A 25,183-nucleotide genomic window follows, 5' to 3' on the forward strand; every position below is an offset into this window, starting at 1 on the left:
GATGACCGAGGAGTAGCCTCGCGCGGTGACCTCAGACACCACCTCCCGCACCACCCGGCAGGGCGGCGACGGCGACCAGTCCTCCCCGCACCTGGACCGCGCCCTCGGCAACCGCCACATCCAGCTCATCGCGATCGGCGGCGCCATCGGCACCGGGCTCTTCATGGGCTCCGGCAAGACGATCTCCGTGGCCGGCCCGTCCGTGCTGCTCGTCTACCTGATCATCGGCTTCATGCTGTACTTCGTCATGCGCGCCATGGGGGAGCTGCTGCTCTCCCGCCGCGAGTACCGCAACTTCGCCGACTTCACCGGTGACCTGCTGGGCCCCTGGGCCGCCTACTTCACCGGCTGGACGTACTGGTTCTGCTGGGTCGTCACCGCCGTCGCGGACGTCATCGTCATCGCCTCCGTGTACGTCCGCCACCTCGTCCCCGTGCTGCCGGCCTGGGCCACACCCGTCATCGCGCTCGTCGTCATCGTCGCGCTGATCGGGCTGAACCTGCCGACGGTGCGCGCCTTCGGCGAGACCGAGTTCTGGTTCGCGATGGTGAAGATCGTCGCGATCCTCGCCCTCATCGTCGTGGGCCTCGTGCTCGTCCTGACGAGCTTCGACTCGGGCCACGGCGCCGCGAGCTTCGCCCACCTGTGGGACCGGGGCGGGTTCTTCGGCAACGGCTTCACCGGCTTCGTCGCCGCCTTCCAGATCGCGACCTTCGCCTTCGTCGGCATCGAGCTCGTCGGCACCACCGCCGCGGAGACCAAGGACCCCGAGCACAACCTGCCCCGGGCGATCCAGTCGATCCCCGTGCGCATCCTGCTGTTCTACATCGGCTCCCTCGTGATCCTCATGTCCGTCATGCCGTGGACCGTCTACGACGCCGACAACTCCCCGTTCATCCAGGTCTTCGACGCGGCAGGGCTGCCCGCGGCCGCCGCGATCGTCAACCTCGTGGTGCTGACCTCCGCCATGTCCTCGGCGAACTCGGGCATCTACTCGACCTCGCGGATGGTGTTCGGCCTCGCCACCCAGAAGGACGCCCCGGCCCTGTTCGCGAAGGTCTCCCGTCGCCGCGTCCCCCAGAACGCCCTCTACCTCACGGGCGTGATGCTGCTCGCCTCGGTCGTCCTGCTGGCCTTCGGCCTCGGCGAGTCCGCGGCGTTCTCCGTCGTCACGACCGTCTCCTCGCTGTGCTTCATGTTCGTGTGGACGATGATCCTGCTGAGCTACCTCGCCTACCGCCGCCGGCGACCGCAGGAGCACGCCGCGAGCAGCTTCGCCATGCCCGGCGGGCGCGCCATGGTGGGCGTCGTCCTCGGCTTCTTCCTGTTCCTGCTGTGGGCGTTCACCGGGGACCCGGACACGCTCGCGGGCATGCTCGCCACGCCGGTCTGGTTCGTCGTGATCGCGGTGGGCTACGTGCTGCTGCGCCGCCGCCCCGAGCACGTCGCCGCGCGCGCCGCGTTCCGCGAGCGGGTCGCGCAGGAGCAGGCGGAGGCCGACGCCTGGAACGCCGTGCCGCCGGCTCCGTCCGCCGGCCCGGGCGAGGAGCGCTGAGGGAGTCGCACTACCCTCGAGGGATGCAGATCCCCGCCTCCCTCCGAGACCTCGGCATCGACCGGGCGCACGCCTGGGCGATCGCCATGACCACCCGTTTCCGCCGCATCGAGGTGCGCGACGGCGTGCTCCTGCACGGGCCGGAGGGCTGGGCGGAGTTCTCCCCGTTCTGGGACTACGAGGCGGAGGAGTCCTCCGCCTGGCTGCGCGCCGCGATCGAGGACGCGACCCTGCCCCGCCCCGCCGCGCTCCGCCGGGAGATCGGCGTCAACGCGACGATCCCCGTCGTGCAGCCGGCGCTCGCCGCCCGACTCGCGGGCGTGGGCGGCGCGCGCACCGCGAAGGTGAAGGTCGCCGATCCCGGCGCGAGCCCCGAGGAGGACCTCGACCGGGTCGCCGCGGTCCGTGACGCGCTGGGCCCCGACGGCCGCATCCGCGTGGACGCGAACGCCGCCTGGACCCTCGAGGAGGCGCTCGACGCGCTGCCGCGGCTGGACCGCGCCGCCGGCGGGCTCGAGTACGCGGAGCAGCCCTGCGCGAACATCGAGGACCTCGCCGCCCTGCGCCGCCGCCTCGACGTGCCGATCGCGGCCGACGAGTCCGTGCGCCGCGCCGAGGACCCCCTGCGGGTCGCCCGCGCCGAGGCGGCGGACGTCCTCGTCATGAAGGTGCAGCCGCTGGGCGGGGTGCGCCGCTGCCTCGACCTCGCCGCCGAGGCGGGGCTGCCGGTCGTCGTCTCCTCCGCGATCGAGTCGAGCGTGGGGCTCTCCGCGGGGCTCGCGCTCGCCGGCTCCCTGCCCGAGCTCGCGCACGACTGCGGCCTCGGCACCGCGAGCCTGCTCACCGCGGACCTCACCGCGCGCTCGCTGCACGCCCGCGGCGGCGTCCTGCCCGTGGGCCGGGCGGAGCCGGAGGAGGACCTCCTGGACCGGCACGCGGCCGCCCCCGCCCTCGAGGCCGCCTGGGAGCAGCGTCTCGCGGCGTGCGCGTCGATGCTCTGAGCCCCGCCCCGCGGCCGGGCACCGGAGCCCCGGGCGCTGACTAGGCTGGGCTCATGCCCGCGCTCCCCGGCCCCACCACGATCCCCGTCCCGGCACCCACCGGATCGGGGGCGGTGGACGCCTCGGTCACCCTGTGGCGCACGCTCGCCGCGCTCGGCGTGCGGCACGTGGTCGCCGCGCCGGGATCCCGCTCCGCGCCCCTCGTCCACGCCCTCCACGAGGGCGACCTCCCGGAGCTGCTCGAGGCCCACGTGCGGATCGACGAGCGCGCCGCGGCCTTCACCGCCCTGGGCCTCTCCCGGGAGGACCCCGCGCACCCCGCAGCAGTGCTCACCACCTCGGGCACCGCGACCGCGCACCTCCTCGCCGCCGTCATGGAGGCCCACCACTCGCGGGTGCCGCTGATCGTGCTCACCGCGGACCGTCCCGCGGAGCTGCGCGGCACCGGCGCGAACCAGACCACCCGGCAGGCGGACCTGTACCGCGACTTCACGCGACTGCGCGCGGACCTCCCCGCGCCGACCGCCGCCGGCGCGACCGCGACCGAGCTGCGCACGCTCGTCTCGACGGCCGCCCGCGCGGTCGCCGCCGCGACGGGCGAGCATCCCGGCCCCGTGCACCTGAACCTCGGGTTCCGCGACCCCCTCGCCCCCGTCGCCCCCGCACAGCGTCCTTCCCCGGCCGCGGAGGCGCCGGGGATCGTCCTCACGCATCGCGTGCCCGCGGGGCCTCCCGCCCCGGTCGCCGTGCCGATCGACCCGAGCGCGGTCGTCGTCGCCGGGGACGGCGCCGGTCCCGCGGCCCGGGAGCTCGCGGAGGCGCAGCTGCTCCCGCTGCTCGCCGAGCCCAGCTCCGGCGCCCGCTCCGGGAGCTCCCTCGTCCCCGGCTACCCCGCGCTCCTCGCCCGGGTCATGGCCGATCCCGCGCACCCGCTGCGCCCGCGACAGGCGATCGTGCTGGGGCATCCGACGCTCTCCCGCCCCGTGATCGGCGCGCTCCTCGGCGCGGCCGACGTCGACGTGGTCGTCGTCGATCCCCACCCGGACTTCGCCGACGCCGCCCGTCGAGCCCGGCTCGTGGTCCCCGCGATCACCGCCCCTGCCCCGGACGCCACCGAGGCCGCGCGGCGCCGCGAGCACCTCGCCGCCTGGCAGGCCTCCGATCCTGAGCCGGAGAGCGCCGCGGCCCCGCTTCCGTGGCAGGCGCGCGCCGCGCTCGCCGTCTGGGACGCGACCGAGGAGCAGGACGTCCTCGTGCTCGGCTCCTCGAGCCTCGTGCGGGACCTCGAGCAGCACGCGGGGCCCGTCGCGGGCACCGTGCTCGCCAACCGCGGCCTCGCCGGCATCGACGGCACCACCTCCGTCGCGGGCGGCGTCGCCCTCGCCCGCTCCGCCGCGGGCGCGGAGCAGGGGAGCACGGGCCGCGTGCGTCTGCTCGTCGGCGACCTCACCGCCCTGCACGACCTCACCGGGCTCGTCATCGGGCCCGAGGAGCGCCGCCCCGATCTCGATGTCGTGGTGGTGGACGACGACGGGGGCAGGATCTTCGGCGGGCTCGAGCATGCCTCCGCGCCGCCGTCCCTGCTGCGGCGCTTCTTCACGACCCCGCACGGCACCGATCTCGCCGCGGCGGCGGCCGCGCTCGGCGCCGAGGCCCGCACCCTCGCACCCGAGGAGCTGCCCGCCGCCCTCGCCGCGCCGTCCCGCGGCCTGCGGGTCCTCATCGCACAGGAGATGCACAGCCGCTTCCAGCCGGACTCCGGGGAAGCTCCGCTTCACTGACTCCCGTGAACGAGCAGAGCACGCCCCCGCAGCCGCAGCAGCCCCGCCAGCCTCAGGACCCCACCGTGTCCCCGCCGCAGGGCTGGTACGCGGCGCCGGATGCCCGGCCGGGCGCGGAGCAGCCCACCGAGACGCTCGCCCCGCAGTGGGGTGAGCCGCCCACGGAGCAGCTCGGCTCGGTGCCCACCGACCAGCAGCCTGCTCCGGCCGTGACGGGCGCCCCGCAGGCCTCCGCGGACCCCTGGTGGGCGACGAGCCGTGAGGCGCCGACCTACGGCGCCCCGGCGCCCGAGGGCACCTACGGCGCGCCGGCCGATCCCGGGTACGCGGGACCGGCGCCGGTCGACACCGCGGCCGCCCCCGCCCGCACCCGCCGCGGTCCCGGGTGGGGCGGCGTCGTCGTGCTCGTCGGCGCGGGGATGCTGCTCTCCAGCGGCGTGACCCTCGGCGGCGTCGTCGCCTACGACCAGCTGCTCGGCTCCGACGGCGCCTCCACGGCGGCGACCTCCTCGTCCTCGACGCAGGGCCCCGTGAGCACCGCCTCCTCGTCCTCGGACCCGGACTGGTCCGCGGTCGCCGCGGCCGTCACCCCGAGCACCGTGGAGATCCAGGTCGCCGCCCAGGGCGGCACCTCCACCGGCACCGGCGTCGTGCTCGACACCACGGGGAACATCCTCACGAACAACCACGTCGTCGACGGCGGCCAGCAGGTGCAGGTCACCCTCTCCGACGGCTCCGTCTACGCCGCGAGCATCGTCGGCACCGACGCCTCCACGGACCTCGCCGTGCTCCGCCTCGACGATCCGCCGAGCGACCTCCAGCCCGCGACCTTCGGCGACTCGGGCTCCGTCACGGTGGGCCAGGACGTCATGGCGATCGGCACGCCGCTCGGGCTGCAGAACACGGTCACCACCGGCATCGTCTCCGCGACCGCCCGCCCCGTGACGACGACCGGCCAGCAGCCCGACGGCTCCGACTCGACCTACACCTCCGCGATCCAGACCGACGCCTCGATCAACCCCGGCAACTCCGGCGGCCCGCTCGTGGACGCGACCGGCGCCGTGATCGGCATCAACTCCTCGATCGCGGGCGTCGCGAGCGGCCAGGAGACCGCCGGCAGCATCGGCCTGGGCTTCGCGATCCCCGCGAGCACCGCGAAGCTCATCGCGGACCAGCTCATCGACGGCGGCACCGCCCAGCACGCCTACCTCGGCGTCACCACGACGGACGGCAGCGCGGAGGCGAGCGGCACCACCCGCACGGGCGCCGAGGTCGTCTCGGCGGAGGACGGCACCCCGGCCGCGAGCGCCGGTCTGAGGAAGGGCGACGTGGTCGTCGCGGTCGACGACACCCCGGTCGACGGCGCCGCCGCGCTCACGGGCGTCGTGCGCGGCCTCGCCGTGGACTCGGAGCACACGCTCACGGTGGTCCGCGACGGGAGCGAGCAGCAGGTCACGGTGACCCTCACGGCCGCCTCCTGACGGTGCCGCTCCGGGGCCGGGGCTGAGCGCCGGCGGGGCTCAGCCCCGCAGGGCCCGCAGCATCGGCCGGCACTTCGCGAGCACCTCGGCGTGCTCGGAGACCGGGTCCGAGGCGGCGACGAGCCCGCCGCCCGCCTGGAGCCGCACGCCGCCGTCCTCGAGCAGGTGGCCGCCGCGCAGGGCGATCGCCCACTGGCCGTCGCCGCGCGCGTCCATCCAGCCCACGGGCGCCGCGTAGCCGCCGCGGTCCCGCGCCTCGAGCCGGGCGATGATCTCGTCCGCCGCCTCGCGCGGGGTCCCCGAGACGGCCGCGGAGGGATGCAGGCGCGCCGCCACGTCGAGGCTCGTGACGCCCTCGGAGAGCTGCGCGGTGACGTCGGAGGCGAGATGCTCGAGCCCCGGCAGGCGCAGCACGAACGGCTCGGGGGAGCGGTGCTCGACCTGCGCGATGCCCTCGAGCCGCGCGAGCACCGAGTCGATCGCGTAGGCATGCTCGGAGAGCTCCTTCGCATCGGCGAGGAAGGCGCGGCGGTCGTCCGCCGCGAGCTCGCCGACGTCGGCCACGGATCGCGTCCCCGCGAGCACGCGCGAGAACAGCCGGCCGTCCTGGACCTGGGCGAGCATCTCCGGGCTCGCCCCGATCATGTCGGCCACGTGATACGTCCACGTGCTCGGGTAGGCGGCGGTGAGCCGGGCGAGCAGCGCGCCGGGCACGGCGGGCTCCGCGGTGCGCACCGTCGTCGTCTCGGAGAGCACGACCTTCTCCGCCTGCCCCGCCCGGATCGCCCGCACGGCCTCGCGCACGAGCGCCTGGTACTCGTCGGGGGAGTGGTCCGCCTCTATCGTGAGCCGACCCGGGGGGAGCGGCGGCTCCGCGGGGGCGGCGGGGAACAGCGAGGTGAAGTGCGCGGGGGCCGACGGCTCGTCGTCCCGGGAGGCGAGCGTGAGGAACACCTCGCCGTCGTGCACGCCGAGCACGGCCTCCGGCACCAGCAGCGTCGAGGCGCGCTCGGAGGCGGCGGCGTAGGAGAAGGAGCCGAGGGCCACGAGACCGCTGCCGCGGGTGAGGACCTCGTCGACGACGTCGGCGCGGGCGGCGAGCGCCCGGAAGGCGGCGGAGGCCGCCGTGAAGCGGTCCGGCCCGGTGGAGGTGAACTCCCAGGCCCGGCCCAGGGCGACGAGTCCCTGACCGTGTCGCAGCCACGCCCCCGAGGGGGCCGCCGGCAGGTGCGCCGCGAGGTCGACGTCCTCGTCGATCCGCCAGGTGCGCACCACGAGCCGCGGCTGCTCCGCAGCGGGGTCGAGGTTCAGGTCCGTGGATGGCATCCGTGTCATTATGCGACACTGGACGGCCCGTCCCGGGTGCGACCATGGACCTCGACCAGCACACCCGGCGGATGGAGCAGAGCGTGAGCAGCAGCGGCGGCGGAAGCATCGCGACACCCCTGGTCCGGGGGGTCGTCGCCGCCGCAGTGAGCCTCGGCACGGTCCTCGCGATCACCGTGGTCCCCGCGCTCGCCGCGCAGATCGCCGGGAGCGGCTCGAGCGCCACCGCCCTGGACGCCGTCCTCATCGCCCTGAACCTGCTCGTCCTCGGCCACGGCGGCGGGGTCACGCTCGGCACGGGCGTCATCGAGGGCGCCACGACCCTCACGCCGCTGGGCCTCAGCCTGCTGCTCGTCGCCGTCTCCGCGCTCGGCATGCGCCGCGTGGGCCGCGGCCTGGACCTCGTCCGCGACGACGGCGTGCTGCGCACCCGGGCCCTGCGGGACGCAGGCGGGGCGCTCGGCGCGTACACGGCGGTCTACGCCGTCGGCATGGCGGTCGTCGGCGCGCTCGGACGCAGCGGCGAGGCGAGCCCCGTGATCGCCTCCGCCCTCGTCTCCGCCGCGCTGATCTCGGTGGTGGGCGGGCTTCTGGGCCTGCTGTGGTCCGTGCGCCGGGAGGCGACCGCGACGGTCCCCGCGGTGCGGGTCCTCGCCCTGCTGCCCGCGCCCTTCGACGCCGTCGCCCGCGCCGTGCTGCTCGCGCTGGGCGGGCTCGTCGCCGCCGCGACCGCGCTCGTGGTGGTGCTGCTGGTGATCTCGATCCCGGGCCAGTCCGCGCTCTTCGACCAGCTGGCCCCGGGCGTCGTGGGCGGTGCGGTGCTGACCCTGCTGCAGCTCGCCCTGCTGCCGCTGCTCATCGTCTGGGCGATGGCGGTGCTGCTGGGCGGGACCGTCTCCGTGGGCAGCGGCACGGCCCTGTCCCTGCACGGCGTCGAGACCGGGGTGCTCCCCGCGCTGCCGATGCTCGCCGCGATCCCGCAGCCCGGCGCCGCCCCCGTCTGGGTCTGGGCGCTGCTCGTGCTGCCGGTCGCGGCCGTGGTCCTCGGCGCGTACCGGCTCGTCCGGGACACCGCGGGGCTCGCGCTGCGGGACCGCGTGACCGCCTGGGTCGCCTACCCGGCGCTCGTCGTCGTCGCGGTGCTGCTCCTCGCGGGGCTCTCCACGGGGCGCATCGGCGAGGGCCGCCTGGTGCACCTCGGCCCGGAGATGTCCACCCTGCTGCTGCCGCTGCTGGGGATCGTCGTGCTGAGCACCGCCGCCGTGATCGGCCTGCTCGCGACGCCGGCGGTGCCGTGGGCGCGCGGTCTCGTGGGCTCCCTCCGCGAGCGGGTCGAGCGCGCGGAGCAGGAGGAGCGCGGAGCCGGCGCCGCCCGCTCCGGGGCCACGGACGACGACGCCGCTGACGAGGACAGCACCGGGTCCGGCGCCTCCACCGCGTCCGATGCCGCCACCGCTCCCGACACCTCCACCGCGTCCGACGCCGAGGAGGCGGAGGAGCGCGGGACGAGCCTCGCGGCGGGCTCGCCCTCGGAGCGCTAGCTCCCCGTCAGCTCCCTGTCAGGTCCCCGAGCCAGGTCGCGACGGAGTCCTCGACGTCCTGGCGGCACTGCGCCTCCGCGCGCTGCGTGAGCGCCGTGTCCCGGCACTCCTCGAGCTCCGACATCGGGCCGTAGAACAGCACCGAGACGAGCGAGCTCGTGATGATCATGAGCGTCGCCGGCACCCCCACCACGGCGGCGAGCACCGCCGAGCCGCGCCGGCCCCGGCGGAACGCGGAGACGGCGACCGGGACGAGCACCACGAGCGCGGCCGCGGCGACGACCCCCGCGAGCAGCGACCACGGCAGCGGCGCGATCAGCAGGATCCAGGCCAGGAGCATGAGCACGGTGAGCAGCGCGAGCCGCCGCATGTGCCGGCGGCTGTCGTCGGGGGAGGGGTCGCTCGCGGGACTCATCGCCCCATTGTGCCCGCTCGTCGCTACCCTGGCCCGGTGACCCCCGCGACCCCCCTCCCCGAGACCCCTGCGACCACCGGGACCCCCGGGACGGCGCCCACGCGCGTCGTCGTCCTGCTCTCCGGCACCGGCTCCACCTTCGCCGCCCTGCTCGAGGCCTCCCGCGCCGCGGACTCGCCCTACGTGATCGTCGGCGTCCTCGCGGACAAGCCCGCCGCGGGCCTCGACATCGCCCGGGAGGCGGGGATCCCCACCGCCGTCGTCGCCCTGCGCGACTTCCCCGACCGCGCCGCCTGGGACGAGGCGCTCGCCGCCGCCGTCGCCGCCCACGATCCCGAGCTCGTGGTGCTCGCCGGCTTCATGCGGCTCGTCGGCTCCCCGCTGCTGGACGCGTACGGGGGCCGCATCGTCAACACCCACCCCGCCCTGCTGCCCTCCTTCCCCGGCGCCCACGGCGTGCGCGACGCCCTCGCCCACGGGGTGAAGATCACCGGCGCGACCGTCATCGAGGTCGACGCCGGGGTGGACACCGGGCGGATCCTCGCCCAGGTCGCCGTCCCTGTCCTCGAGGACGACACCGAGGGCACGCTCCACGAGCGCATCAAGGCCGCGGAGCAGCCGCTCCTGGTCGACGTGGTGCGCACCCTCGCCGCCCGGTAGTCTGGTCCCACACGACTGGCGCAGGTGGGAGGACCACCGGGGAGTGAACCGCGAGCATCGACCGCCTGGGTGCTCGTCGCAAGGACCGCACCCGCCCTCGAACAGGAGCCCCCTCGTGACCGCCACCGATCGCCGCCCGATCCGCCGCGCCCTCCTCTCCGTCTTCGACAAGACCGGCATCGTCGAGCTCGCCACCGCGCTCGCCGAGACCGGCGCCGAGATCGTCTCCACCGGCTCGACCGCCGCGACCGTCCGCGACGCGGGCATCGCCGTCACCGAGGTGGAGACCGTCACCGGCTTCCCCGAGATGCTCGACGGTCGCGTGAAGACCCTCCACCCGCGCGTGCACGGCGGCATCCTCGCGGACCTCCGCGAGGAGACCCACCGCGCCCAGCTCGCCGAGCACGGCATCGAGCCCTTCGACCTCGTCGTCGTGAACCTCTACCCGTTCTCCGAGACCGTCGCCGCCGGCGGCAGCTTCGACGAGATCATCGAGAAGATCGACGTGGGCGGCCCCTCGATGGTGCGCGGCGCGGCGAAGAACTTCGCGAGCGTCGCCGTCGTCGTCGAGCAGGACGGCTACGCCGACGCCGCGCGCGCCGCCCGCGTCGGCGGCTTCACCCTCGCCGAGCGCCAGGAGCTCTCCGCGATCGCCTTCACCGTCACCGCGGACTACGACACCGCGATCTCCGAGTGGATGACCGCGCGCCTCTCCGAGGACGCCGGCGAGGAGACCGACGGCGCCGAGGAGGGCCAGGAGGTCTCGCTGCTCGACCTCCCCGAGGACGAGGCCGCCGCCTTCGGCATCACCGCGACCCTCCGCTACGGCGAGAACCCCCACCAGCGGGCACGGATCGCCGTGACCGACCCCGAGGCCCCGGGCCTCGCGGGCGCGACGCTGCTGGGCGGCAAGCCCATGAGCTACAACAACTACGTCGACGCGGACGCCGCCGCGCGCGCCGCCTTCGACCACGACCAGCCGTGCGTCGTCGTCATGAAGCACAACAACCCCTGCGGCATCGCGGTCGTCGCCGAGGGCGAGGATCTCGCCCTCGCCCACGCGCGCGCCCACGCGACGGACCCGCTCTCCGCCTACGGCGGCGTCATCGCTGCCAACCGCACCGTCACCCTCGCGATGGCGCAGCAGGTCAAGCCGATCTTCACCGAGGTCATCCTCGCCCCCGGCTACGAGGAGGACGCCCTCGCGCTGCTCCAGGGCAAGAAGAACCTCCGCATCCTCCAGGTCGAGGACCGCACCCGCGGCGGCGTCGAGGTGCGCCCGATCTGGGGCGGCACCCTCATCCAGGACGCCGACGCGGTCGACGCCGACGGCGACGACCCCTCGCGGTGGACCCTCGCCTCGGGCGAGGCGGCGGACGCCGCGACCCTCGCGGACCTCGCCTTCGCCTGGCGCTCCGTCCGCGCCGCGAAGTCCAACGCGATCCTGCTCGCGAAGGACTCCGCGGCCGTGGGCATCGGCATGGGCCAGGTCAACCGCCTGGACTCCTGCCGGCTCGCCGTGACCCGCGCGAACACGCTCGGCGAGGACGGCGAGGAGCGGGCCCGCGGCGCGGTCGCCGCGTCGGACGCCTTCTTCCCCTTCGCCGACGGCGCCCAGATCCTCATCGACGCCGGGGTCCGCGCGATCGTCCAGCCCGGCGGCTCCATCCGCGACGAGGAGGTCGTCGAGGCCTGTCGCGCGGCGGGCGTCACGATGTACCTCACGGGCACCCGGCACTTCGCCCACTGAGCCCCTCCGGGGCTCCCGGCCGGTCCCTCGCGCACGCCGTGCGACGGACCGGTCGGTCCCCGCTCCGAGCAGGCCGTCCGTTCACCTGGACGTCATGCACGCCCCCTACAGTGGTGCCCAACATGAGCATGTGTCGAAGGAGTGACCGTGAGAATCCCTGACAACCAGTCCCTGCGCGAGTACATCGAGCACCTGCGCGAGGAGGGCTACACGGTCCAGGACGGTCACACCCCCGACCCCGACCTCATCGACCCGCAGGGCAACCCCGTCTACACCTGGCAGGAGGGGTACCCCTACGAGACCCGGATGGACCGCGAGGACTACGAGCTGGAGAAGTACAAGCTCCAGGTGGAGCTGCTGAAGTTCCAGTACTGGCTCGAGGACAACGACCAGAAGGCGATCATCATCTTCGAGGGGCGGGACGCGGCCGGCAAGGGCGGCACCATCAAGCGCTTCACGGAGCACCTGAACCCGCGCACCGCGCGCGTCGTCGCGTTGAACAAGCCGAGCGACCGCGAGCGCGGCCAGTGGTACTTCCAGCGCTACGTCCAGCACCTGCCCACCGAGGGTGAGATGGTGCTCTTCGACCGCTCCTGGTACAACCGCGCCGGCGTCGAGCGGGTCATGGGCTTCGCGAGCCCCGAGCAGTACGAGACCTTCATGAACCAGACGCCGTCCTTCGAGCGCATGCTCGTGGACTCCGGCATCCACCTCACGAAGTTCTGGTTCTCGGTCTCGCAGAAGGAGCAGCGGACCCGCTTCGCGATCCGCCAGCTCGACCCGGTGCGCCGCTGGAAGCTCTCCCCGATGGACCTCGAGTCCCTCGACCGCTGGGAGGCGTACACGCAGGCCAAGGAGGAGATGTTCCGCCGCACGGACAAGAAGTACGCGCCGTGGACGATCATCCGCAGCAACGACAAGAAGCGCGCCCGCATCAACGCGATGCGCTACTTCCTCTCGCAGTTCGAGTACGAGGACAAGGACCACGACGTGGTCGGCCAGCCCGATCCGAAGCTCGTCATGCGCGGCAAGATGGAGGAGGCCGACGAGTGAGCCGCTGAGCTCGCCGTCCCGCCGTCCCTCGTGACGTGCGGAAGGGCCCGGTCCCCTCGGGGCCGGGCCCTTCCGCGTCCCGGGCGGGACGGGCCGACGGCGGGTCGGCGGGGCGGCTCAGACGGTGCCGTCGTCCGGGACCGGGAGCTCCTGCGGGTCCTGCTCGAGCGGACGGCCGATCTCCCCGGAGTCCGGCGCCTCCTCTGTCAGCGCGGGGATCGTGCCCGTGGCCGTCGCGCGCACCGGGCGGGTCATCGAGGCGGGGGAGAGCAGCAGCTCCAGCCGGTGCTCGTCGATGAGGCCCCGCTCGAGGACGAGCTCGCGCACCGGCCGTCCCGTGGTGAGCGCGGTGCTCGCGATGTCCGTCGCGGCGGCGTAGCCGATCACCGGGACGAGCGCCGTCACCACCCCGATCGAGCGGTGGATGTAGTCGTCCACGACCTCGCGGTTCACGGTGATCCCGCGGATGCAGCGCTCCGCGAGCGTGTCCATCGCCCGGGTCATGACCCGGGTGGACTCCAGGATGTTGAAGCAGATCACCGGCTCGAAGGCGTTCAGCTGCAGCTGGCCGCCCTCCGCCGCGAAGGTCACCGTGAGGTCGTTGCCGATCACCTCGAAGGCCACCTGGTTGACGACCTCGGGGATCACCGGGTTCACCTTCCCCGGCATGATCGAGGAGCCCGGCTGCACCGCCGGCAGGGTGATCTCGGCGAAGCCCGCTCGCGGGCCGGAGGAGAGCAGGCGCAGGTCGTTGCAGATCTTCGAGACCTTCACCGCGATGCGCTTGAGCACCCCGGAGAAGGTGACGAAGGCGCCCGTGTCGCTCGTCGCCTCGACGAGGTCCGCGGCGACCGTGAACTCGACACCGGTGAGCTGCGAGAGCTCTCGGGCCGCGAGCTGCGCGTAGCGGGGATCGGTCGTGATGCCCGTGCCGATCGCGGTCGCGCCGAGATTGATCTCCTGGAACAGCCGCGCGGTGCGGGTCAGCCGCTCGACGTCCTCGCTGATCGTCGTCGCCCAGGCGCGGAACTCCTGGCCCACCGTCATCGGGACCGCGTCCTGCATCTGCGTGCGGCCCATCTTCAGCACGTCCGCGTACTCGTCGCCCTTGTCCCGCAGCGCGCCGATGAGCGTGTCCATGGCCTCCGCGAGCGCGGGGAAGGAGAGCATCATCGCGAGCCGCACGGCGGTGGGGTAGACGTCGTTCGTGGACTGCGCGAGGTTCACGTGGTTGTTGGGGTGGAGGTGCTCGTAGTCGCCCTTCTCGTGCCCCAGGATCTCGAGCGCGCGGTTCGCGATGACCTCGTTCGCGTTCATGTTGGTGCTCGTGCCCGCACCGCCCTGGATCATGTCCACGACGAAGTGCTCGTGCAGCGCACCGCCCGCGATCTCCTCGCAGGCCTGCTCGATCGCGGCGGCGCGCTCGTCGTCGAGCGCCCCGAGAGCATGGTTGGCCCGGGCGGTGGCCCGCTTGACCTGGGCGAGCGCCTCGATGAGGCGGGGGAAGTGGGACAGGGGGACTCCCGTGATGTGGAAGTTCTCCTGCGCCCGCAGGGTCTGGATCCCGTAATAGGCGTGGGCGGGGACCTCGCGATCGCCGAGCAGGTCGTGCTCGCGGCGGGTGGCGGATCCTGTCGTCGCACCGGGATGGGTCATGGGTACTGTCCTCCGGGTTCTCGGACGGCCGGCGTCGTCGTCGGCCGCTGACAGCCTATCCATCCCGGCCCCGTAGCATGTGCCCGTGCCGGAGCCCAGATCACCCTTCACCGCCGGGGCCGCCGTGCGCCGCCAGGCGGTGCTCACGGGAGCCCTCGTGGCGCTCGCGGTCATCGCCTTGCTCGGCATCGCCGGGCACGCCCCGCTCGCGGGGATGCTGCTGAGCGCGGAGCTGCTCGTCCTCGCCGCCCTGCGGCTGCTGCTTCCCACCCGCGCGGTGGGCGCGCTCGCGGTGCGCTCCCGGCTCGTCGACGTCCTCTGCCTCGTCGCGCTGGGCGTCGCGATCGGTGCGCTGACGGGCTCCCCGAACCTCTGATCCCGACTGTGCCGAGCGCCTCCCCGGAGCCGCCCCCGGCACGGTTCCGAGCAGGCCCGCGCATATGGCACGATCGCGGCGTGCCCACCGATTCCGCCCGCCTGCACGCCGTCTTCGACCTCGCCATGAGGGTCGGCGAGGGCCTGCTCACCAACGGCGCCGCGGCCTCGGAGGTCACCGCGACCGTCCTGCGGATCACGAGCTCCTCGGGCCTGCGCAACGTGGCCGTCCAGGTCACCTTCGACGAGGTCACGATCTCCTACCTGCCGGACGAGCTCTCCGCCCCCTTCACCCGCGTGCGCGCCGCGAGCGAGCGCGTGCAGGACTTCGCGCGGCTCGCCGCCTACGAGGACGTCACCTTCGGCTACATCAGCGGTGACCTCTCCCTCGAGGAGGCCCGCCACCAGGCCGCCGCGATCCCGCAGGAGAAGCCGCCCTACCGGCTCTCGCTCGTCTGCGCGGGCTTCGGCCTGCTCGGCGGCGGCGCCGCGCTGAGCCTCGGGGCGAACTGGCTCGTGGTGATCGCCGCGACCCTCGCCGCGGCGCTGATGATCCTGGTGGACACGGTCCTCACCCGGCGGCGCATCCCGCGCTTCTACAGCCAGGCCCTCGGCGGCTTCCTCGCGGTGGGCGTCGCCGTGCTGCTCGGTGCGCTGGACCCCTCGTTGAACCCGTCGATCGTCGTCGTCGCGTGCATCATCGTGCTGCTCGCGGGCCTCACCTCGATCGGTGCCATGCAGGACGCCGTCACCGGCTGGTACGTGACGGCCGCCGGGCGGATCCTCGAGACCCTCATGCTCACGGTCGGCATCGTCGCCGGTGTGCGCGGAGGGCTGCTCGTCGCGGACCTCGTGGGGGTGGACGTGTCGATCTCCTCCGCGACCCCGGTCTCCCTCGCCTCCGTGCTCGTCCTCGTGGTCGCCGGAGCCGTCATGGGCCTCGGCTTCGGGGTCGGCGCCCAGGTCCCCATGCGGATGCTCGCCGCGGTCGCGCTGGTCGCCGCGGGCTCGGCGGGGCTCTCGCACCTGCTGAGCGACGTCGTGGACCGGGTCTACGCGGTCGGCGTCGCCTCCTTCCTCGTCGGCGTGGCGGCCGTGGTGCTCGGCGACCGCATGCGCGCCCCCACCCTCGTGTTCGTCATGGGCGGCGTGGTGCCGCTCGTCCCGGGCAGCCGGATCTACCGGGGCCTGCTCGCGCTCGGCGACGCCGTGCCCGACGGCGCGCTCGAGCTGTTCAGCGCCGGGGAGATCGCGATCGGCATCGCCGCCGGCGCGGTGCTGGGCCAGCTGCTCGCCTCGCGGGTCGTCGGCGCCCGCCAGATCGCCTACACGCCGATGATCTCGGTGCCCTTCACGACGATGCGCCGCCGTCGCCTCTCCGTGGGCACGCGCCGCCGCGCCCGTGGTCGTGACGGCGTGGCCCTCGTCGAGCCGTCTACGATGACCGGTGAGATGACAGCGCTGTCCCCCTCGATGCTCGAGGAGCTCGACCCCACCTCCGCCGCGGGGGACCGCCGCACCGATCCCGAGGAGCGAGCATGACCTCTCCCGCACTCGTCGCCGTCGGCGGCTACTCCACGAGCGGCTCCGGCCGCGGCACCGGCATCGCGCTCCTGCGCGTGACCCCGGACGACTCCGGCGCCGCCGCGGAGACCCTCTGGGAGGTGGCCGCCGCGGATCCCTCGTTCCTGCTCTGGAGCGCCGACGGCTCCCTCCTGCACGCGGTCACCGAGACCAGCCCCACGCACGTGCTGACCCTCCGCGTCGCGGAGGACGGCTCGAGCGCGGAGATCGTCGGCGACCTCGAGCTCGCCGGCTCCGGGGGATGCCACCTCGCGCCCGGCACGCGACCGGACACGCTGCTCGTCGCGAACTACGGCTCCGGATCGGTCGAGACGGTGCGCCTGGATGCCGAGGGCCTGCCCGTCGAGCTCCTCGACCTCGACGACCACCACGACTACGCGGAGGACCGCGACCCGCACCCGCACCAGGTGGTGAAGCTGCCGGGCACCGAGCTGATCGCCGTGCCGGACCTGGGCCTGGACCGCGTGGTGCTCTACCGGCAGGTGCAGACCGGCCATATCGAGCCGGCGGGGGAGATCCCCTTCAGCCGCGGCAGCGGGCCCCGCCATCTCGCGGCGGACCACGAGTCCTCCCAGCTCCTCGTGAGCTGCGAGCTCTCCGGCAAGGTCGGGGTGGCGGTGCGCGGCGAGGTCCCGCAGGACGTCGGCGCGCTGCAGGTCATGCGCGGCCCCGAGCTCGAGTGGTCGGTGCGCTCGATGGTCCCCGCGAGCGGCCGGTCCGAGGAGTCGGCGCTGTCCCATGTGGAGCTCGCCGCGGACGAGCACCACGCCCTCGTCGCCAACCGCGGCCCGGACACGATCTCGCTGTTCAGCCTCGCCGGCATGCGACCGGAGCTCGTCGCGGAGGTGCCCGTCGGCGCCCACCCGCGGCACTTCACCCAGCTGGGGACGACGATCCTGGTCGCCGCGCAGGAGGGCGACCGCATCGACGTCCTGCGCCGCCACCAGGACACCCTCGAGGTGGCGGGGGACCCGATCCCCGCCCCGAGCGTCTCCTGCCTCGCGCCTCGCCCCTGATCCTCGGCGACGGCCCGCCGTCCTCTGGCCGGTCCTGGACGCCGCGGCGGGCGGGCCCTGGCTAGACTCTGCCGGGCGCCCGCCCCCCTGCCCCGCTCTGGAGGACCCACCATGACCCCTGCCACCACCGCCGGCACCCCCGTGCTCTCGGCCGCCCCGGACCGCGCGGCCGCCGCCGCGCATGCCGAGCAGCTGTTCGTCGAGTCCTACGGGTACCGCCCCGACGGCGTGTGGTCGGCCCCGGGCCGGGTCAACATCATCGGCGAGCACGTCGACTACCAGGACGGCCTGTGCCTGCCGATGGCGATCTCGCACCGCTGCTTCGCGGCCGCCGCCCGCACGCCCACGGACCGCGTGCGCCTGCGCTCCGCGCAGGACGACCTCCAGCTCGACCTCGACGCGGCGGCCCTCGAGCCGGGCGCCGTCGAGGGCTGGCCCGCCTACGTCGCCGGCGTGCTCTGGGCGCTGCGACCCTTCATCTCGGGCGCGCACACGCAGGGCATGGACATCCTCATCGACGGCCAGGTGCCGCTCGGCGCGGGGCTCTCGAGCTCCGCGGCCCTCGAGTGCTCCGCGGCGGAGGCGATCGACGCCCTCCTGACCCTCGGCACCGCCCCGCTGGACCGGGTGCGCGCGGCGATCACCGCGGAGACCGACTTCGCGGGCGCCTCCACCGGCGGACTGGACCAGTCCGCCTCGGTGCTCTCCCGTGCCGGCCACGCGCTGTACCTGGACTGCCGCGACTTCTCCACGCGCCCCGTGCCGTGGGACCTCGCCGGCCAGGGCCTCGCGCTGCTCATCACGGACACGCGCGCCGAGCACTCCCACGTGGACGGCGAGTACACGGCCCGTCGGGCGGACAGCGAGCGGGCCGCGGAGGCCCTCGGCGTCGCGACCCTGCGGGACGTGGACGCCTCGCGGCTCGAGGAGCTGCTGCCGCGGATCGAGGACGAGGTCGTGCGCCGCCGCGCCCACCACGTCGTCACCGAGATCCAGCGGGTCCGGGACTTCGACGCCCTGCTCGCCGAGGGCACCGTGCGGGATCACGTCACGGAGCTCGGCGCGCTGCTGAACGCCTCGCACGACTCCCTGCGGGACGACTACGAGGTCACCGTCGAGCAGCTCGACGTCGCGGTGGACGCCGCCCGGGCGGCCGGGGCGCACGGCGCCCGGATGACCGGCGGCGGCTTCGGCGGCTCGATCATCGCGCTCGTGGAGACCGACGCGGCGGACGCCGTCGCCGCGGCGATCGCCGAGGCCTTCGCCCAGCGCGGGTTCACCGCCCCGGAGTTCTTCCTCGCCCTGCCCTCGGAGGGCGCGGGTCAGGACCGCTGATCCACCGTTCCTGCCGCTGAGGGCGGGGGAGCGGCGAGCCAGTCCGCGACCCCGGCCCGCAGCCGGGCGGCGGTGGCGGGATCCGCCGCGGAGATCCCGATCGAGGAGAGGGCCAGCGCGGCGAGCTCCTCGTCGGTGAGCCCGATCCGCCGGGCGATCGCGTACTGCTCCACGAGCCGGGAGCCGAACAGAAGCGGGTCGTCGGCCCCCAGGGCGATCTGCGCCCCGGCCTCGACGAGCGCCCGCAGCGGGACGTCCTCCGGCTCGGCGACGACGCCCAGGGAGGCGTTCGAGGCGGGGCACAGCTCGAGGCCGATCCCCTGCTCGACGATCCGCTCGAGCAGGCGAGGGTCCTCCGCGGAGCGCACGCCGTGGCCCAGGCGCCACGGGGCGAGCGCGTCCACGACCGCCTCGACGTGGGCGGGCCCGAGCAGCTCGCCGCCGTGGGGGAGCGACCACAGTCCCGCCTCGCGGGCGATCCGGAACGCGGGGGCGAACTCGGCGGTCACGCCGCGGCGCTCGTCGTTGGACAGCCCGAACCCGATGACGCGGCCGGCGTGCCGGGCCGCGAGCCGCGCGAGGGTCCGCGCGTCGAGGGGATGCCTCGTGCGGGAGGCGGCGACGACGATGCCGACGCTCACGCCCGTCGCGCGCTCGCTCGCCTCGGCCTCGTCGAGCACGATCTCGAGGGCGGGGGAGAGACCGCCGACGAAGGGCGCGTAGCTCGTGGGGTCCACCTGCAGCTCGAGCCGGCCCGAGCCCTCGGCGGCGTCGTCCTCGACGGCCTCCCGCAGGATCCGCCGCATGGCAGCCTCGGAGTCCACCACCGCGCGGGCCGTGTCGTACTCGCGCTGGAAGCGGAACCAGCCGCGGCGGGTCGGCTCGACCTGCAGCGCGACGTCGTCGGTGAGCGAGCGCGGCAGCCGCAGTCCCCGCTCCTCGGCGAGCTCCCGCAGCGTGCCCGGGCGCATCGACCCCGTGAAGTGCAGGTGCAGATGCGCCTTGGGCAGCGCCGCGAGGTCGCGGCCCGTGCTCATGCGCGCCGCCCGCCCGCCGTCACTCGGAGAGCAGGGCGATGACGCGGTCGATGCCCTCGGCGAGGTCCGCGTCGCCGAGCGCATAGGAGAAGCGCAGGTGCCCGGGGGCGCCGAAGGCCTCTCCCGGCACGGCGGCGACCTCGGCGTGCTCGAGGATCGCGGACGCGAGGTCGGTGCTGGTCCCCACACGGGTCCCGCGGATCTCCCGGCCGAGCGCCCCGGTCACCTCGGGGAAGGCGTAGAAGGCGCCCGTGGGGGTCGGGACGGAGAACCCGGGCACCGCGGAGAGCTTCTCGACGATCGTGCGACGGCGGCGGTCGAAGGCCTCGCGCATCTCCTCGACGGTCTCCATCGGACCGGTGAGCGCGGCGATCGCCGCGCGCTGGGCGACGTTGTTGACGTTCGAGGTGAGGTGGCTTTGGAGGTTGGACGCGGCGGCGATGACGTCCTTCGGGCCCACCATCCAGCCCACGCGCCAGCCGGTCATGGCGAAGGACTTCGCGACGCCGCCCAGCAGCACGGTGGTCTCCGCGAGCTCGGGGACGGCCTTCAGCACCGAGGTGAAGGCGACGCCGTCGTAGGTGAGGTGCTGGTAGATCTCGTCGGTGATCACCCACAGGTCGTGCTCGAGCGCCCAGCGACCCAGCTCCTCGACCTGCTCCGGGGTCATGACCGCGCCGGTCGGGTTCGAGGGGGAGCACACGAGGATCGCGCGCGTGCGCTCCGTGCGGGCCGCCTCGAGCTGCTCGATCGTGGGGAGGTAGCCCTGGTCGGCTCCTGCGAGCACGGGCACCTCGACAGCGCCGGCGAGACGGATCGCCTCGGGGTACGTCGTCCAGTACGGCGCGGGGAGGATGACCTCGTCGCCCGGGTCCAGGAGCGTCGCGAAGGTCTGGTAGACGGCCTGCTTGCCGCCGTTGGTGATGAGCGTCTGCGCGGGGGAGAACTCGAGCCCGGTGGAGGCGGCGACGCTCGCGGCGACGGCCGTGCGCAGCTCCGGGAGGCCGGCGGAGGCGGTGTAGCGGTGGTTCGCCGGGTCCTGCGCGGCGGCCACGGCCGCCTCCACCACGTGCGCGGGGGTCGGGAAGTCCGGCTCCCCGGCGCCGAAGCCGATGACCGGCCGGCCGGCGGCCTTGAGGGCCTTCGCGGCCTGGTCGACGGCGAGCGTCGCGGAGGGGGCGATCGCGGCGATCCGCTGGGAGATGCGGTGCTCGCGCGCGCTGCGGGACGGGGCGGGAAGGGCGTCGTCGGTGCTCACGGGCCTATCGTGGCAGAGCGGGCGCCGTCCCGCCAGGATGACCGGCGATCGGCCGCCGGCGGCCGATCGCGCGGTGCGCGACGGGGGAGCGGGGCGGTGAGTGTGACGTGGGTCCGGTCCGCCGCGGACGGATTCGCCCCGGGTCCCGGCGGCTTGTATGCTGGTCCTCGGCCCTTGGGCCCACGGGGTTCGCCCCGTGAAGGGTAGTGGCGCAATTGGTAGCGCAGCGGTCTCCAAAACCGCAGGTTGCAGGTTCGAGCCCTGTCTACCCTGCCCGTCCGGCCGGGTTCGTCCGGCTGGATGCGGATGACGACGACCAGATCGGACCCTGCAGACGTGAACTCCAGCCGGAACGACGAGGCCCAGGCCTCACGCAACCCGTTCGTGGCGATCGGTCTGTTCGTGCGCCAGGTGATCGCCGAGCTCCGCAAGGTCGTCGTCCCCACCCGCAAGGAGCTCGCGGTCTACACGTTGACCGTGCTGCTCTTCGTGGCCGTGATGATCGCCTTCGTCTTCGGCGTCGACGCCCTGTTCAGCTGGCTGTCCCGGCTCACCTTCGCGGTCCCTGACTGAGCGGGATCCGCAGCAGTTCCACCGGACCACGGTCCGATCCGATCCCCAGCTGTTAGGAAGGCAGGTTCACGACGGTGAACGAGCAGACCTCCACCCCCGAGGACTCCTACGACGACGTCGACGACTCGCTGTCGTTCTCGTCCTCCCCCGAGCAGGGCGCCGACGACGCGACCCTCGAGGCCTCCGAGGAGCCCGCGGCCGTCGAGCCCGTCGAGGCGGACCCCGCCGAGGACGTCGCGGCCGACGAGGCCCCTGCTGACGACTCCGCCGAGGAGCCGGTCGAGGACGAGCCCGCCGAGAGCTCCGACGCCGAGGATGCCGACGAGGACGCCGCCGCGTCCGAGGGCTCCGAGGAGCCCGAGGAGGAGGACCCGGTCGCGGTCCTCAAGCGCCACCTGCGCTCCGCCCCCGGCGACTGGTACGTCGTCCACTCCTACTCCGGTCACGAGAACCGCGTGCGCACGCAGCTGACCACGCGCATCGAGACGCAGGACATGGAGGAGTACATCTTCCAGGTCGAGGTCCCCATGGAGGACGCGACCGAGATCAAGAACGGCCAGAAGAAGATCGTGCGCCGCGTGCGCATCCCCGGCTACGTGCTCGTGCGCATGGAGCTCGCCGAGGAGTCCTGGCGCGTCGTCCGCGACACCCCCGGCGTCACGGGCTTCGTGGGCAACGCGACCGATCCGACCCCGCTCTCCTTCGACGAGATCTTCTCGCTGCTGTCCCCGTCCGTGGGCCTGCCCGAGAAGAAGCGCTCCGGCTCCGGCGCGCCGTCCAAGGCCGCCGCCGCCAAGGCCGTGCCGGCCTTCGAGATCGGCGAGTCCGTCACCGTCATGGACGGCCCCTTCGAGACGATGCCGGCGAGCATCTCCGAGATCGACAGCGAGCACCAGAAGCTGCAGGTGCTGGTCTCGATCTTCGGTCGCGAGACCCCCGTCGAGCTCGCCTTCGACCAGGTCGCCAAGATCTGATCCCCCGAACCCCCGGCGTCGATCGGACGAAGATCACCCTTCGTCCCGCTCGACGGCGGCGCGGCGCACAGGTAGCGTCGCACCCGGTCCTCGCACGCCCCGGCGCGCAGGGCCAGTGGGAGGAGCGCTTGATGAGCTCCGCCCGAACCACGACACAGTAAGGAAGAGCAATGGCTCCCAAGAAGAAGATCGCGAGCATCATCAAGCTCCAGATCCAGGCCGGCCAGGCCACCCCTGCGCCGCCCGTGGGTCCCGCGCTCGGCGCTGCCGGCGTGAACATGATGGAGTTCGTCAAGGCCTACAACGATGCGACCGCCGATCAGCGCGGCAACATCATCCCGGTCGAGATCACGGTGTACGAGGATCGCTCGTTCACCTTCATCACCAAGACCCCGCCGGCCGCCGAGCTCATCAAGAAGGCCGCCGGCCTTCCCAAGGGCTCCGCCACCCCTCACACCGTGAAGGTCGGCAAGATCACCCAGGCGCAGGTCCGCGAGATCGCGGAGACCAAGATGCCTGATCTGAACGCGAACGACATCGAGGCCGCTGCGAAGATCGTCGCCGGCACCGCTCGTTCCATGGGCATCACGGTGGAGGACTGACGACATGGCATTCCGCAGCAAGGCTTACAAGGACGGCGCCGCCAAGATCGAGGCCGGCCGCCAGTACTCGCCGCTCGACGCCCTGCGCCTCGCGCAGCAGACGAACCCGGCGAAGTTCGATGCCTCGGTCGAGGTCTCGATGCGTCTCGGCGTCGACCCCCGCAAGGCTGACCAGATGGTGCGCGGCACCGTCAACCTGCCCAACGGCACCGGCAAGACCGCCCGCGTGATCGTCTTCGCGACGGGCGCGCAGGCCGAGGCCGCTCTCGCGGCCGGCGCCGACGAGGTCGGCGACGACGAGCTCATCGAGAAGGTCGCCGGCGGCTGGACCGACTTCGACGCGGCCGTGGCCACGCCGAACCTCATGGGCAAGGTCGGCAAGCTGGGCCGCGTGCTCGGCCCCCGCGGCCTCATGCCGAACCCGAAGACCGGCACGGTCACGATGGACGTCACGAAGGCTGTGAACGACATCAAGGGCGGCAAGATCGAGTTCCGCACCGACCGTGCGGCGAACCTGCACTACATCGTGGGCAAGGTGTCGTTCTCCGACCAGCAGCTGGTCGAGAACTACGTCGCCGCCCTCGAGGAGATCCTGCGGCTCAAGCCGTCCTCCTCGAAGGGTCGCTACATCACGAAGATCACCGTGTCCACCACCATGGGCCCGGGCATCCCGGTCGACGTGAACCGCACCCGCAACCTCCTCGAGGACACCGACGAGGCCTGAGCCCCGTCGTCCTCCTGCGACGAGCCCCCGCATCCCTCGAGGACGCGGGGGCTCGTCCGCTTCCGCACGGCCCCGGCCGGGTGGGCCCTCGTCCGCGTCGCGGGTGTGACGTGCGTCCGAGTGCTCCCTGATCCATGGCGCCGGGGGAGGGGGCTGGTCTAGGCTGGACCTACCGAAGACCGCCGGTCGTCGCCCTCCATCCGGAGGACGACCGAAGGATTCCCTCACGGGATGGCCTGCGCAGGTGATTGAAGCGACCCGCACGGTCGCGCCCTCCGCGGGGAGGAATCCCCCGGTGAGCCGGATCGTGCGTCTGGCCTCGACACCTGCGTGTCGAGGCCTTTTCCCGTTCCGGGACTCCTTCAGCCGGCGGCGAGAGACCTCTGGAAGGAGGGCCATGGCGAACCCCGAGAAGGTGGACGCCGTCGCCGAGATCGCGGAGCTGTTCCGCGAGTCCGACGCCGCCGTCATCACCGAGTACCGCGGGCTCAGCGTCGGCCAGCTCAAGCAGCTGCGTCGTTCGCTCGGCTCCGACACTACCTACGCCGTGGTGAAGAACACGCTCACGGAGATCGCCGCCCGCGAGGCCGGCATCGACGCCTTCGATGGCACGCTCAGCGGTCCCACCGCCATCGCGTTCATCAAGGGTGAGCCCGTGGAGCCCGCGAAGGCTCTGCGTGACTTCGCCAAGGATCACGACGCGCTCGTGATCAAGTCCGGCTACTTCGAGGGCAAGGCGCTCTCGGAGGACGACGTCAAGAAGCTCGCGGACCTCGAGTCCCGCGAGGTCCTGCTGGCCAAGGCCGCCGGCGCCATGAAGGCGTCGATGTCCAAGGCCGCTGCCGTGTTCCAGGCGCCGCTGTCCAAGGCAGCGCGCACCGTGGACGCGCTCCGCGCCAAGCAGGAGGCCTGAGCCCCCCGGCTCAGCCCGTAGAACCTGGCGCGTGAGCGCCGTCAACACCACCGGGACACCGTCCCACCGACAGGAAGGAACGCCACCATGGCGAAGCTCAGCAACGACGAGCTCATCGAGGCTTTCAAGGAGATGTCCCTCATCGAGCTCTCCGAGTTCGTGAAGCAGTTCGAGGACGTCTTCGACGTGACCGCCGCCGCTCCCGTGGCCGTCGCCGCCGCCGGCGGTGCCGCCGCTGACGCCCCGGCCGCCGAGGAGAAGACCGAGTTCGACGTGGTCCTCGAGTCCGCCGGCTCCGCGAAGATCGGCGTCATCAAGGAGGTGCGCGCGCTCACCTCGCTCGGCCTCAAGGAGGCCAAGGAGCTCGTCGACGGCGCGCCCAAGGCCGTCCTCGAGGGTGTCAAGAAGGAGGACGCCGACGCCGCCAAGGAGAAGCTCGAGGCCGCCGGCGCCACCGTCACCGTCAAGTGATCCGAGGCGCCCTCGCGGCGCCGTGCATCGCTTCGTGAGGAGCCGTCCCGCTGTGCGGGGCGGCTCCTCCGCCGTTCCCGGGAGAGCACGGCGCGGGTCGCG

23 protein-coding genes and 1 tRNA gene are annotated in these 25,183 nt (G+C 73.5%); 19 read left to right on the forward strand and 5 right to left on the reverse strand.

The window, feature by feature from the left end:
- Positions 1-25 precede the first annotated feature (25 nt).
- Genes NLU66_RS07510 through NLU66_RS07525 form a run of 4 tightly spaced genes read left to right on the forward strand, consistent with a single transcriptional unit; the run spans position 26 to position 5,818 of the window.
- Positions 26-1,555, forward strand: a complete 1,530-nt coding sequence (locus NLU66_RS07510) for an amino acid permease (protein WP_259362304.1) — start codon at positions 26-28, stop codon at positions 1,553-1,555.
- A gap of 23 nt (positions 1,556-1,578) precedes the next feature.
- Positions 1,579-2,556 carry an o-succinylbenzoate synthase gene (locus NLU66_RS07515; RefSeq protein ID WP_259362305.1) on the forward strand — a complete coding sequence of 326 codons (978 nt, stop codon included), beginning with the start codon at positions 1,579-1,581 and terminating at the stop codon, positions 2,554-2,556.
- A 53-nt stretch (positions 2,557-2,609) separates the two neighbouring features.
- Positions 2,610-4,337, forward strand: a complete 1,728-nt coding sequence (gene menD, locus NLU66_RS07520; protein WP_259362306.1) for a 2-succinyl-5-enolpyruvyl-6-hydroxy-3-cyclohexene-1-carboxylic-acid synthase — start codon at positions 2,610-2,612, stop codon at positions 4,335-4,337.
- A gap of 5 nt (positions 4,338-4,342) precedes the next feature.
- A complete protein-coding gene (locus NLU66_RS07525; RefSeq protein WP_259362307.1) occupies positions 4,343-5,818 on the forward strand; it encodes a trypsin-like peptidase domain-containing protein in 1,476 nt (491 codons plus the stop codon).
- A 39-nt stretch (positions 5,819-5,857) separates the two neighbouring features.
- Here NLU66_RS07525 and NLU66_RS07530 read toward each other — a convergent pair whose 3' ends face one another.
- Entirely contained in the window at positions 5,858-7,144 is a 1,287-nt protein-coding gene (locus NLU66_RS07530) for an isochorismate synthase (RefSeq protein WP_259362308.1), read from the reverse strand.
- An 83-nt stretch (positions 7,145-7,227) separates the two neighbouring features.
- On the opposite strand from NLU66_RS07530, the gene NLU66_RS07535 reads away from it, so the two are divergent.
- Complete coding sequence (locus NLU66_RS07535; protein WP_259362309.1) at positions 7,228-8,685, forward strand: DUF6350 family protein; 1,458 nt, start codon at positions 7,228-7,230, stop codon at positions 8,683-8,685.
- A 7-nt stretch (positions 8,686-8,692) separates the two neighbouring features.
- Here the strand turns inward: NLU66_RS07535 and NLU66_RS07540 are convergent, their stop codons facing one another.
- Entirely contained in the window at positions 8,693-9,100 is a 408-nt protein-coding gene (locus NLU66_RS07540; RefSeq protein ID WP_259362310.1) for a hypothetical protein, read from the reverse strand.
- Positions 9,101-9,136: 36 nt separating this feature from the next.
- Between NLU66_RS07540 and purN the strand changes: the two genes are divergently transcribed.
- From purN to ppk2, 3 genes are all read left to right on the forward strand, one after another.
- On the forward strand, positions 9,137-9,760 hold the full coding sequence (gene purN, locus NLU66_RS07545) for a phosphoribosylglycinamide formyltransferase (RefSeq protein ID WP_416232187.1): 624 nt from the start codon (positions 9,137-9,139) through the stop codon (positions 9,758-9,760).
- Positions 9,761-9,875: 115 nt separating this feature from the next.
- Positions 9,876-11,510: a bifunctional phosphoribosylaminoimidazolecarboxamide formyltransferase/IMP cyclohydrolase gene (purH, locus tag NLU66_RS07550; RefSeq protein ID WP_259362311.1), complete on the forward strand. Its 1,635-nt coding sequence runs from the start codon at positions 9,876-9,878 to the stop codon at positions 11,508-11,510.
- A gap of 147 nt (positions 11,511-11,657) precedes the next feature.
- Positions 11,658-12,563 carry a polyphosphate kinase 2 gene (gene ppk2, locus NLU66_RS07555; RefSeq protein WP_259362312.1) on the forward strand — a complete coding sequence of 302 codons (906 nt, stop codon included), beginning with the start codon at positions 11,658-11,660 and terminating at the stop codon, positions 12,561-12,563.
- A 117-nt stretch (positions 12,564-12,680) separates the two neighbouring features.
- On the opposite strand, the gene NLU66_RS07560 is transcribed toward ppk2, so the two are convergent.
- Complete coding sequence (locus tag NLU66_RS07560) at positions 12,681-14,219, reverse strand: aspartate ammonia-lyase (protein ID WP_259362313.1); 1,539 nt, start codon at positions 14,217-14,219, stop codon at positions 12,681-12,683.
- Between the two features lie 85 nt (positions 14,220-14,304).
- Here NLU66_RS07560 and NLU66_RS07565 point away from each other — a divergent pair, with 85 nt between their 5' ends.
- The 4 genes from NLU66_RS07565 (at position 14,305) to galK (ending at position 18,529) form a co-directional block, all read left to right on the forward strand.
- Entirely contained in the window at positions 14,305-14,595 is a 291-nt protein-coding gene (locus NLU66_RS07565) for a DUF3017 domain-containing protein (RefSeq protein ID WP_259362314.1), read from the forward strand.
- An 80-nt stretch (positions 14,596-14,675) separates the two neighbouring features.
- The gene (locus NLU66_RS07570; protein WP_137770104.1) at positions 14,676-16,136 is read left to right on the forward strand and encodes a threonine/serine ThrE exporter family protein; all 1,461 of its coding nucleotides are present in this window, start codon (positions 14,676-14,678) and stop codon (positions 16,134-16,136) included.
- Positions 16,133-17,194, forward strand: a complete 1,062-nt coding sequence (locus NLU66_RS07575) for a lactonase family protein (RefSeq protein WP_259362315.1) — start codon at positions 16,133-16,135, stop codon at positions 17,192-17,194. The genes NLU66_RS07570 and NLU66_RS07575 overlap by 4 nt, the downstream gene beginning before the upstream one ends.
- A 111-nt stretch (positions 17,195-17,305) precedes the next feature.
- On the forward strand, positions 17,306-18,529 hold the full coding sequence (galK, locus tag NLU66_RS07580; protein ID WP_259362316.1) for a galactokinase: 1,224 nt from the start codon (positions 17,306-17,308) through the stop codon (positions 18,527-18,529).
- Here galK and NLU66_RS07585 read toward each other — a convergent pair.
- Positions 18,517-19,566 (reverse strand): adenosine deaminase, encoded by a 1,050-nt coding sequence (locus NLU66_RS07585; protein ID WP_259362317.1) that lies wholly within the window; start codon positions 19,564-19,566, stop codon positions 18,517-18,519. The genes galK and NLU66_RS07585 overlap by 13 nt on opposite strands.
- A 19-nt stretch (positions 19,567-19,585) precedes the next feature.
- Positions 19,586-20,824: a pyridoxal phosphate-dependent aminotransferase gene (locus tag NLU66_RS07590; RefSeq protein WP_259362318.1), complete on the reverse strand. Its 1,239-nt coding sequence runs from the start codon at positions 20,822-20,824 to the stop codon at positions 19,586-19,588.
- Positions 20,825-21,024: 200 nt separating this feature from the next.
- Here NLU66_RS07590 and NLU66_RS07595 point away from each other — a divergent pair.
- The 7 genes from NLU66_RS07595 (at position 21,025) to rplL (ending at position 25,081) form a co-directional block, all read left to right on the forward strand.
- Positions 21,025-21,097, forward strand: a tRNA-Trp gene (locus NLU66_RS07595).
- Positions 21,098-21,160: 63 nt separating this feature from the next.
- On the forward strand, positions 21,161-21,397 hold the full coding sequence (secE, locus tag NLU66_RS07600) for a preprotein translocase subunit SecE (protein WP_240811261.1): 237 nt from the start codon (positions 21,161-21,163) through the stop codon (positions 21,395-21,397).
- A 74-nt stretch (positions 21,398-21,471) separates the two neighbouring features.
- Positions 21,472-22,371: a transcription termination/antitermination protein NusG gene (gene nusG, locus NLU66_RS07605; protein WP_259362319.1), complete on the forward strand. Its 900-nt coding sequence runs from the start codon at positions 21,472-21,474 to the stop codon at positions 22,369-22,371.
- Positions 22,372-22,541: 170 nt separating this feature from the next.
- Positions 22,542-22,973 (forward strand): 50S ribosomal protein L11, encoded by a 432-nt coding sequence (rplK, locus tag NLU66_RS07610; RefSeq protein ID WP_137770111.1) that lies wholly within the window; start codon positions 22,542-22,544, stop codon positions 22,971-22,973.
- A gap of 4 nt (positions 22,974-22,977) precedes the next feature.
- On the forward strand, positions 22,978-23,697 hold the full coding sequence (rplA, locus tag NLU66_RS07615) for a 50S ribosomal protein L1 (protein WP_259362320.1): 720 nt from the start codon (positions 22,978-22,980) through the stop codon (positions 23,695-23,697).
- A 397-nt stretch (positions 23,698-24,094) separates the two neighbouring features.
- Positions 24,095-24,610, forward strand: coding sequence for a 50S ribosomal protein L10 (rplJ, locus tag NLU66_RS07620; RefSeq protein ID WP_137770113.1), 516 nt, complete (start codon positions 24,095-24,097; stop codon positions 24,608-24,610).
- An 87-nt stretch (positions 24,611-24,697) separates the two neighbouring features.
- Positions 24,698-25,081 (forward strand): 50S ribosomal protein L7/L12, encoded by a 384-nt coding sequence (gene rplL / locus NLU66_RS07625; RefSeq protein WP_103384855.1) that lies wholly within the window; start codon positions 24,698-24,700, stop codon positions 25,079-25,081.
- Positions 25,082-25,183: the final 102 nt, after the last annotated feature.

It is taken from the genome of Brachybacterium sp. NBEC-018 (genome assembly GCF_024860185.1).
In the GTDB taxonomy this organism is placed as follows: domain Bacteria; phylum Actinomycetota; class Actinomycetes; order Actinomycetales; family Dermabacteraceae; genus Brachybacterium; species Brachybacterium rhamnosum.

Bases quoted from the DNA above. Each gene is read 5' to 3' on its own strand.
- NLU66_RS07515 (WP_259362305.1), top strand. From the start codon at position 1,579: ATGCAGATCCCCGCCTCCCTCCGAGACCTCGGCATCGACCGGGCGCAC.
- menD (WP_259362306.1), top strand. From the start codon at position 2,610: ATGCCCGCGCTCCCCGGCCCCACCACGATCCCCGTCCCGGCACCCACC.
- NLU66_RS07530 (WP_259362308.1), bottom strand. From the start codon at position 7,144: ATGCCATCCACGGACCTGAACCTCGACCCCGCTGCGGAGCAGCCGCGG.
- NLU66_RS07540 (WP_259362310.1), bottom strand. From the start codon at position 9,100: ATGAGTCCCGCGAGCGACCCCTCCCCCGACGACAGCCGCCGGCACATG.
- NLU66_RS07560 (WP_259362313.1), bottom strand. From the start codon at position 14,219: ATGACCCATCCCGGTGCGACGACAGGATCCGCCACCCGCCGCGAGCAC.
- NLU66_RS07575 (WP_259362315.1), top strand. From the start codon at position 16,133: ATGACCTCTCCCGCACTCGTCGCCGTCGGCGGCTACTCCACGAGCGGC.
- galK (WP_259362316.1), top strand. From the start codon at position 17,306: ATGACCCCTGCCACCACCGCCGGCACCCCCGTGCTCTCGGCCGCCCCG.
- NLU66_RS07585 (WP_259362317.1), bottom strand. From the start codon at position 19,566: ATGAGCACGGGCCGCGACCTCGCGGCGCTGCCCAAGGCGCATCTGCAC.
- rplK (WP_137770111.1), top strand. From the start codon at position 22,542: ATGGCTCCCAAGAAGAAGATCGCGAGCATCATCAAGCTCCAGATCCAG.
- rplA (WP_259362320.1), top strand. From the start codon at position 22,978: ATGGCATTCCGCAGCAAGGCTTACAAGGACGGCGCCGCCAAGATCGAG.
- rplJ (WP_137770113.1), top strand. From the start codon at position 24,095: ATGGCGAACCCCGAGAAGGTGGACGCCGTCGCCGAGATCGCGGAGCTG.
- rplL (WP_103384855.1), top strand. From the start codon at position 24,698: ATGGCGAAGCTCAGCAACGACGAGCTCATCGAGGCTTTCAAGGAGATG.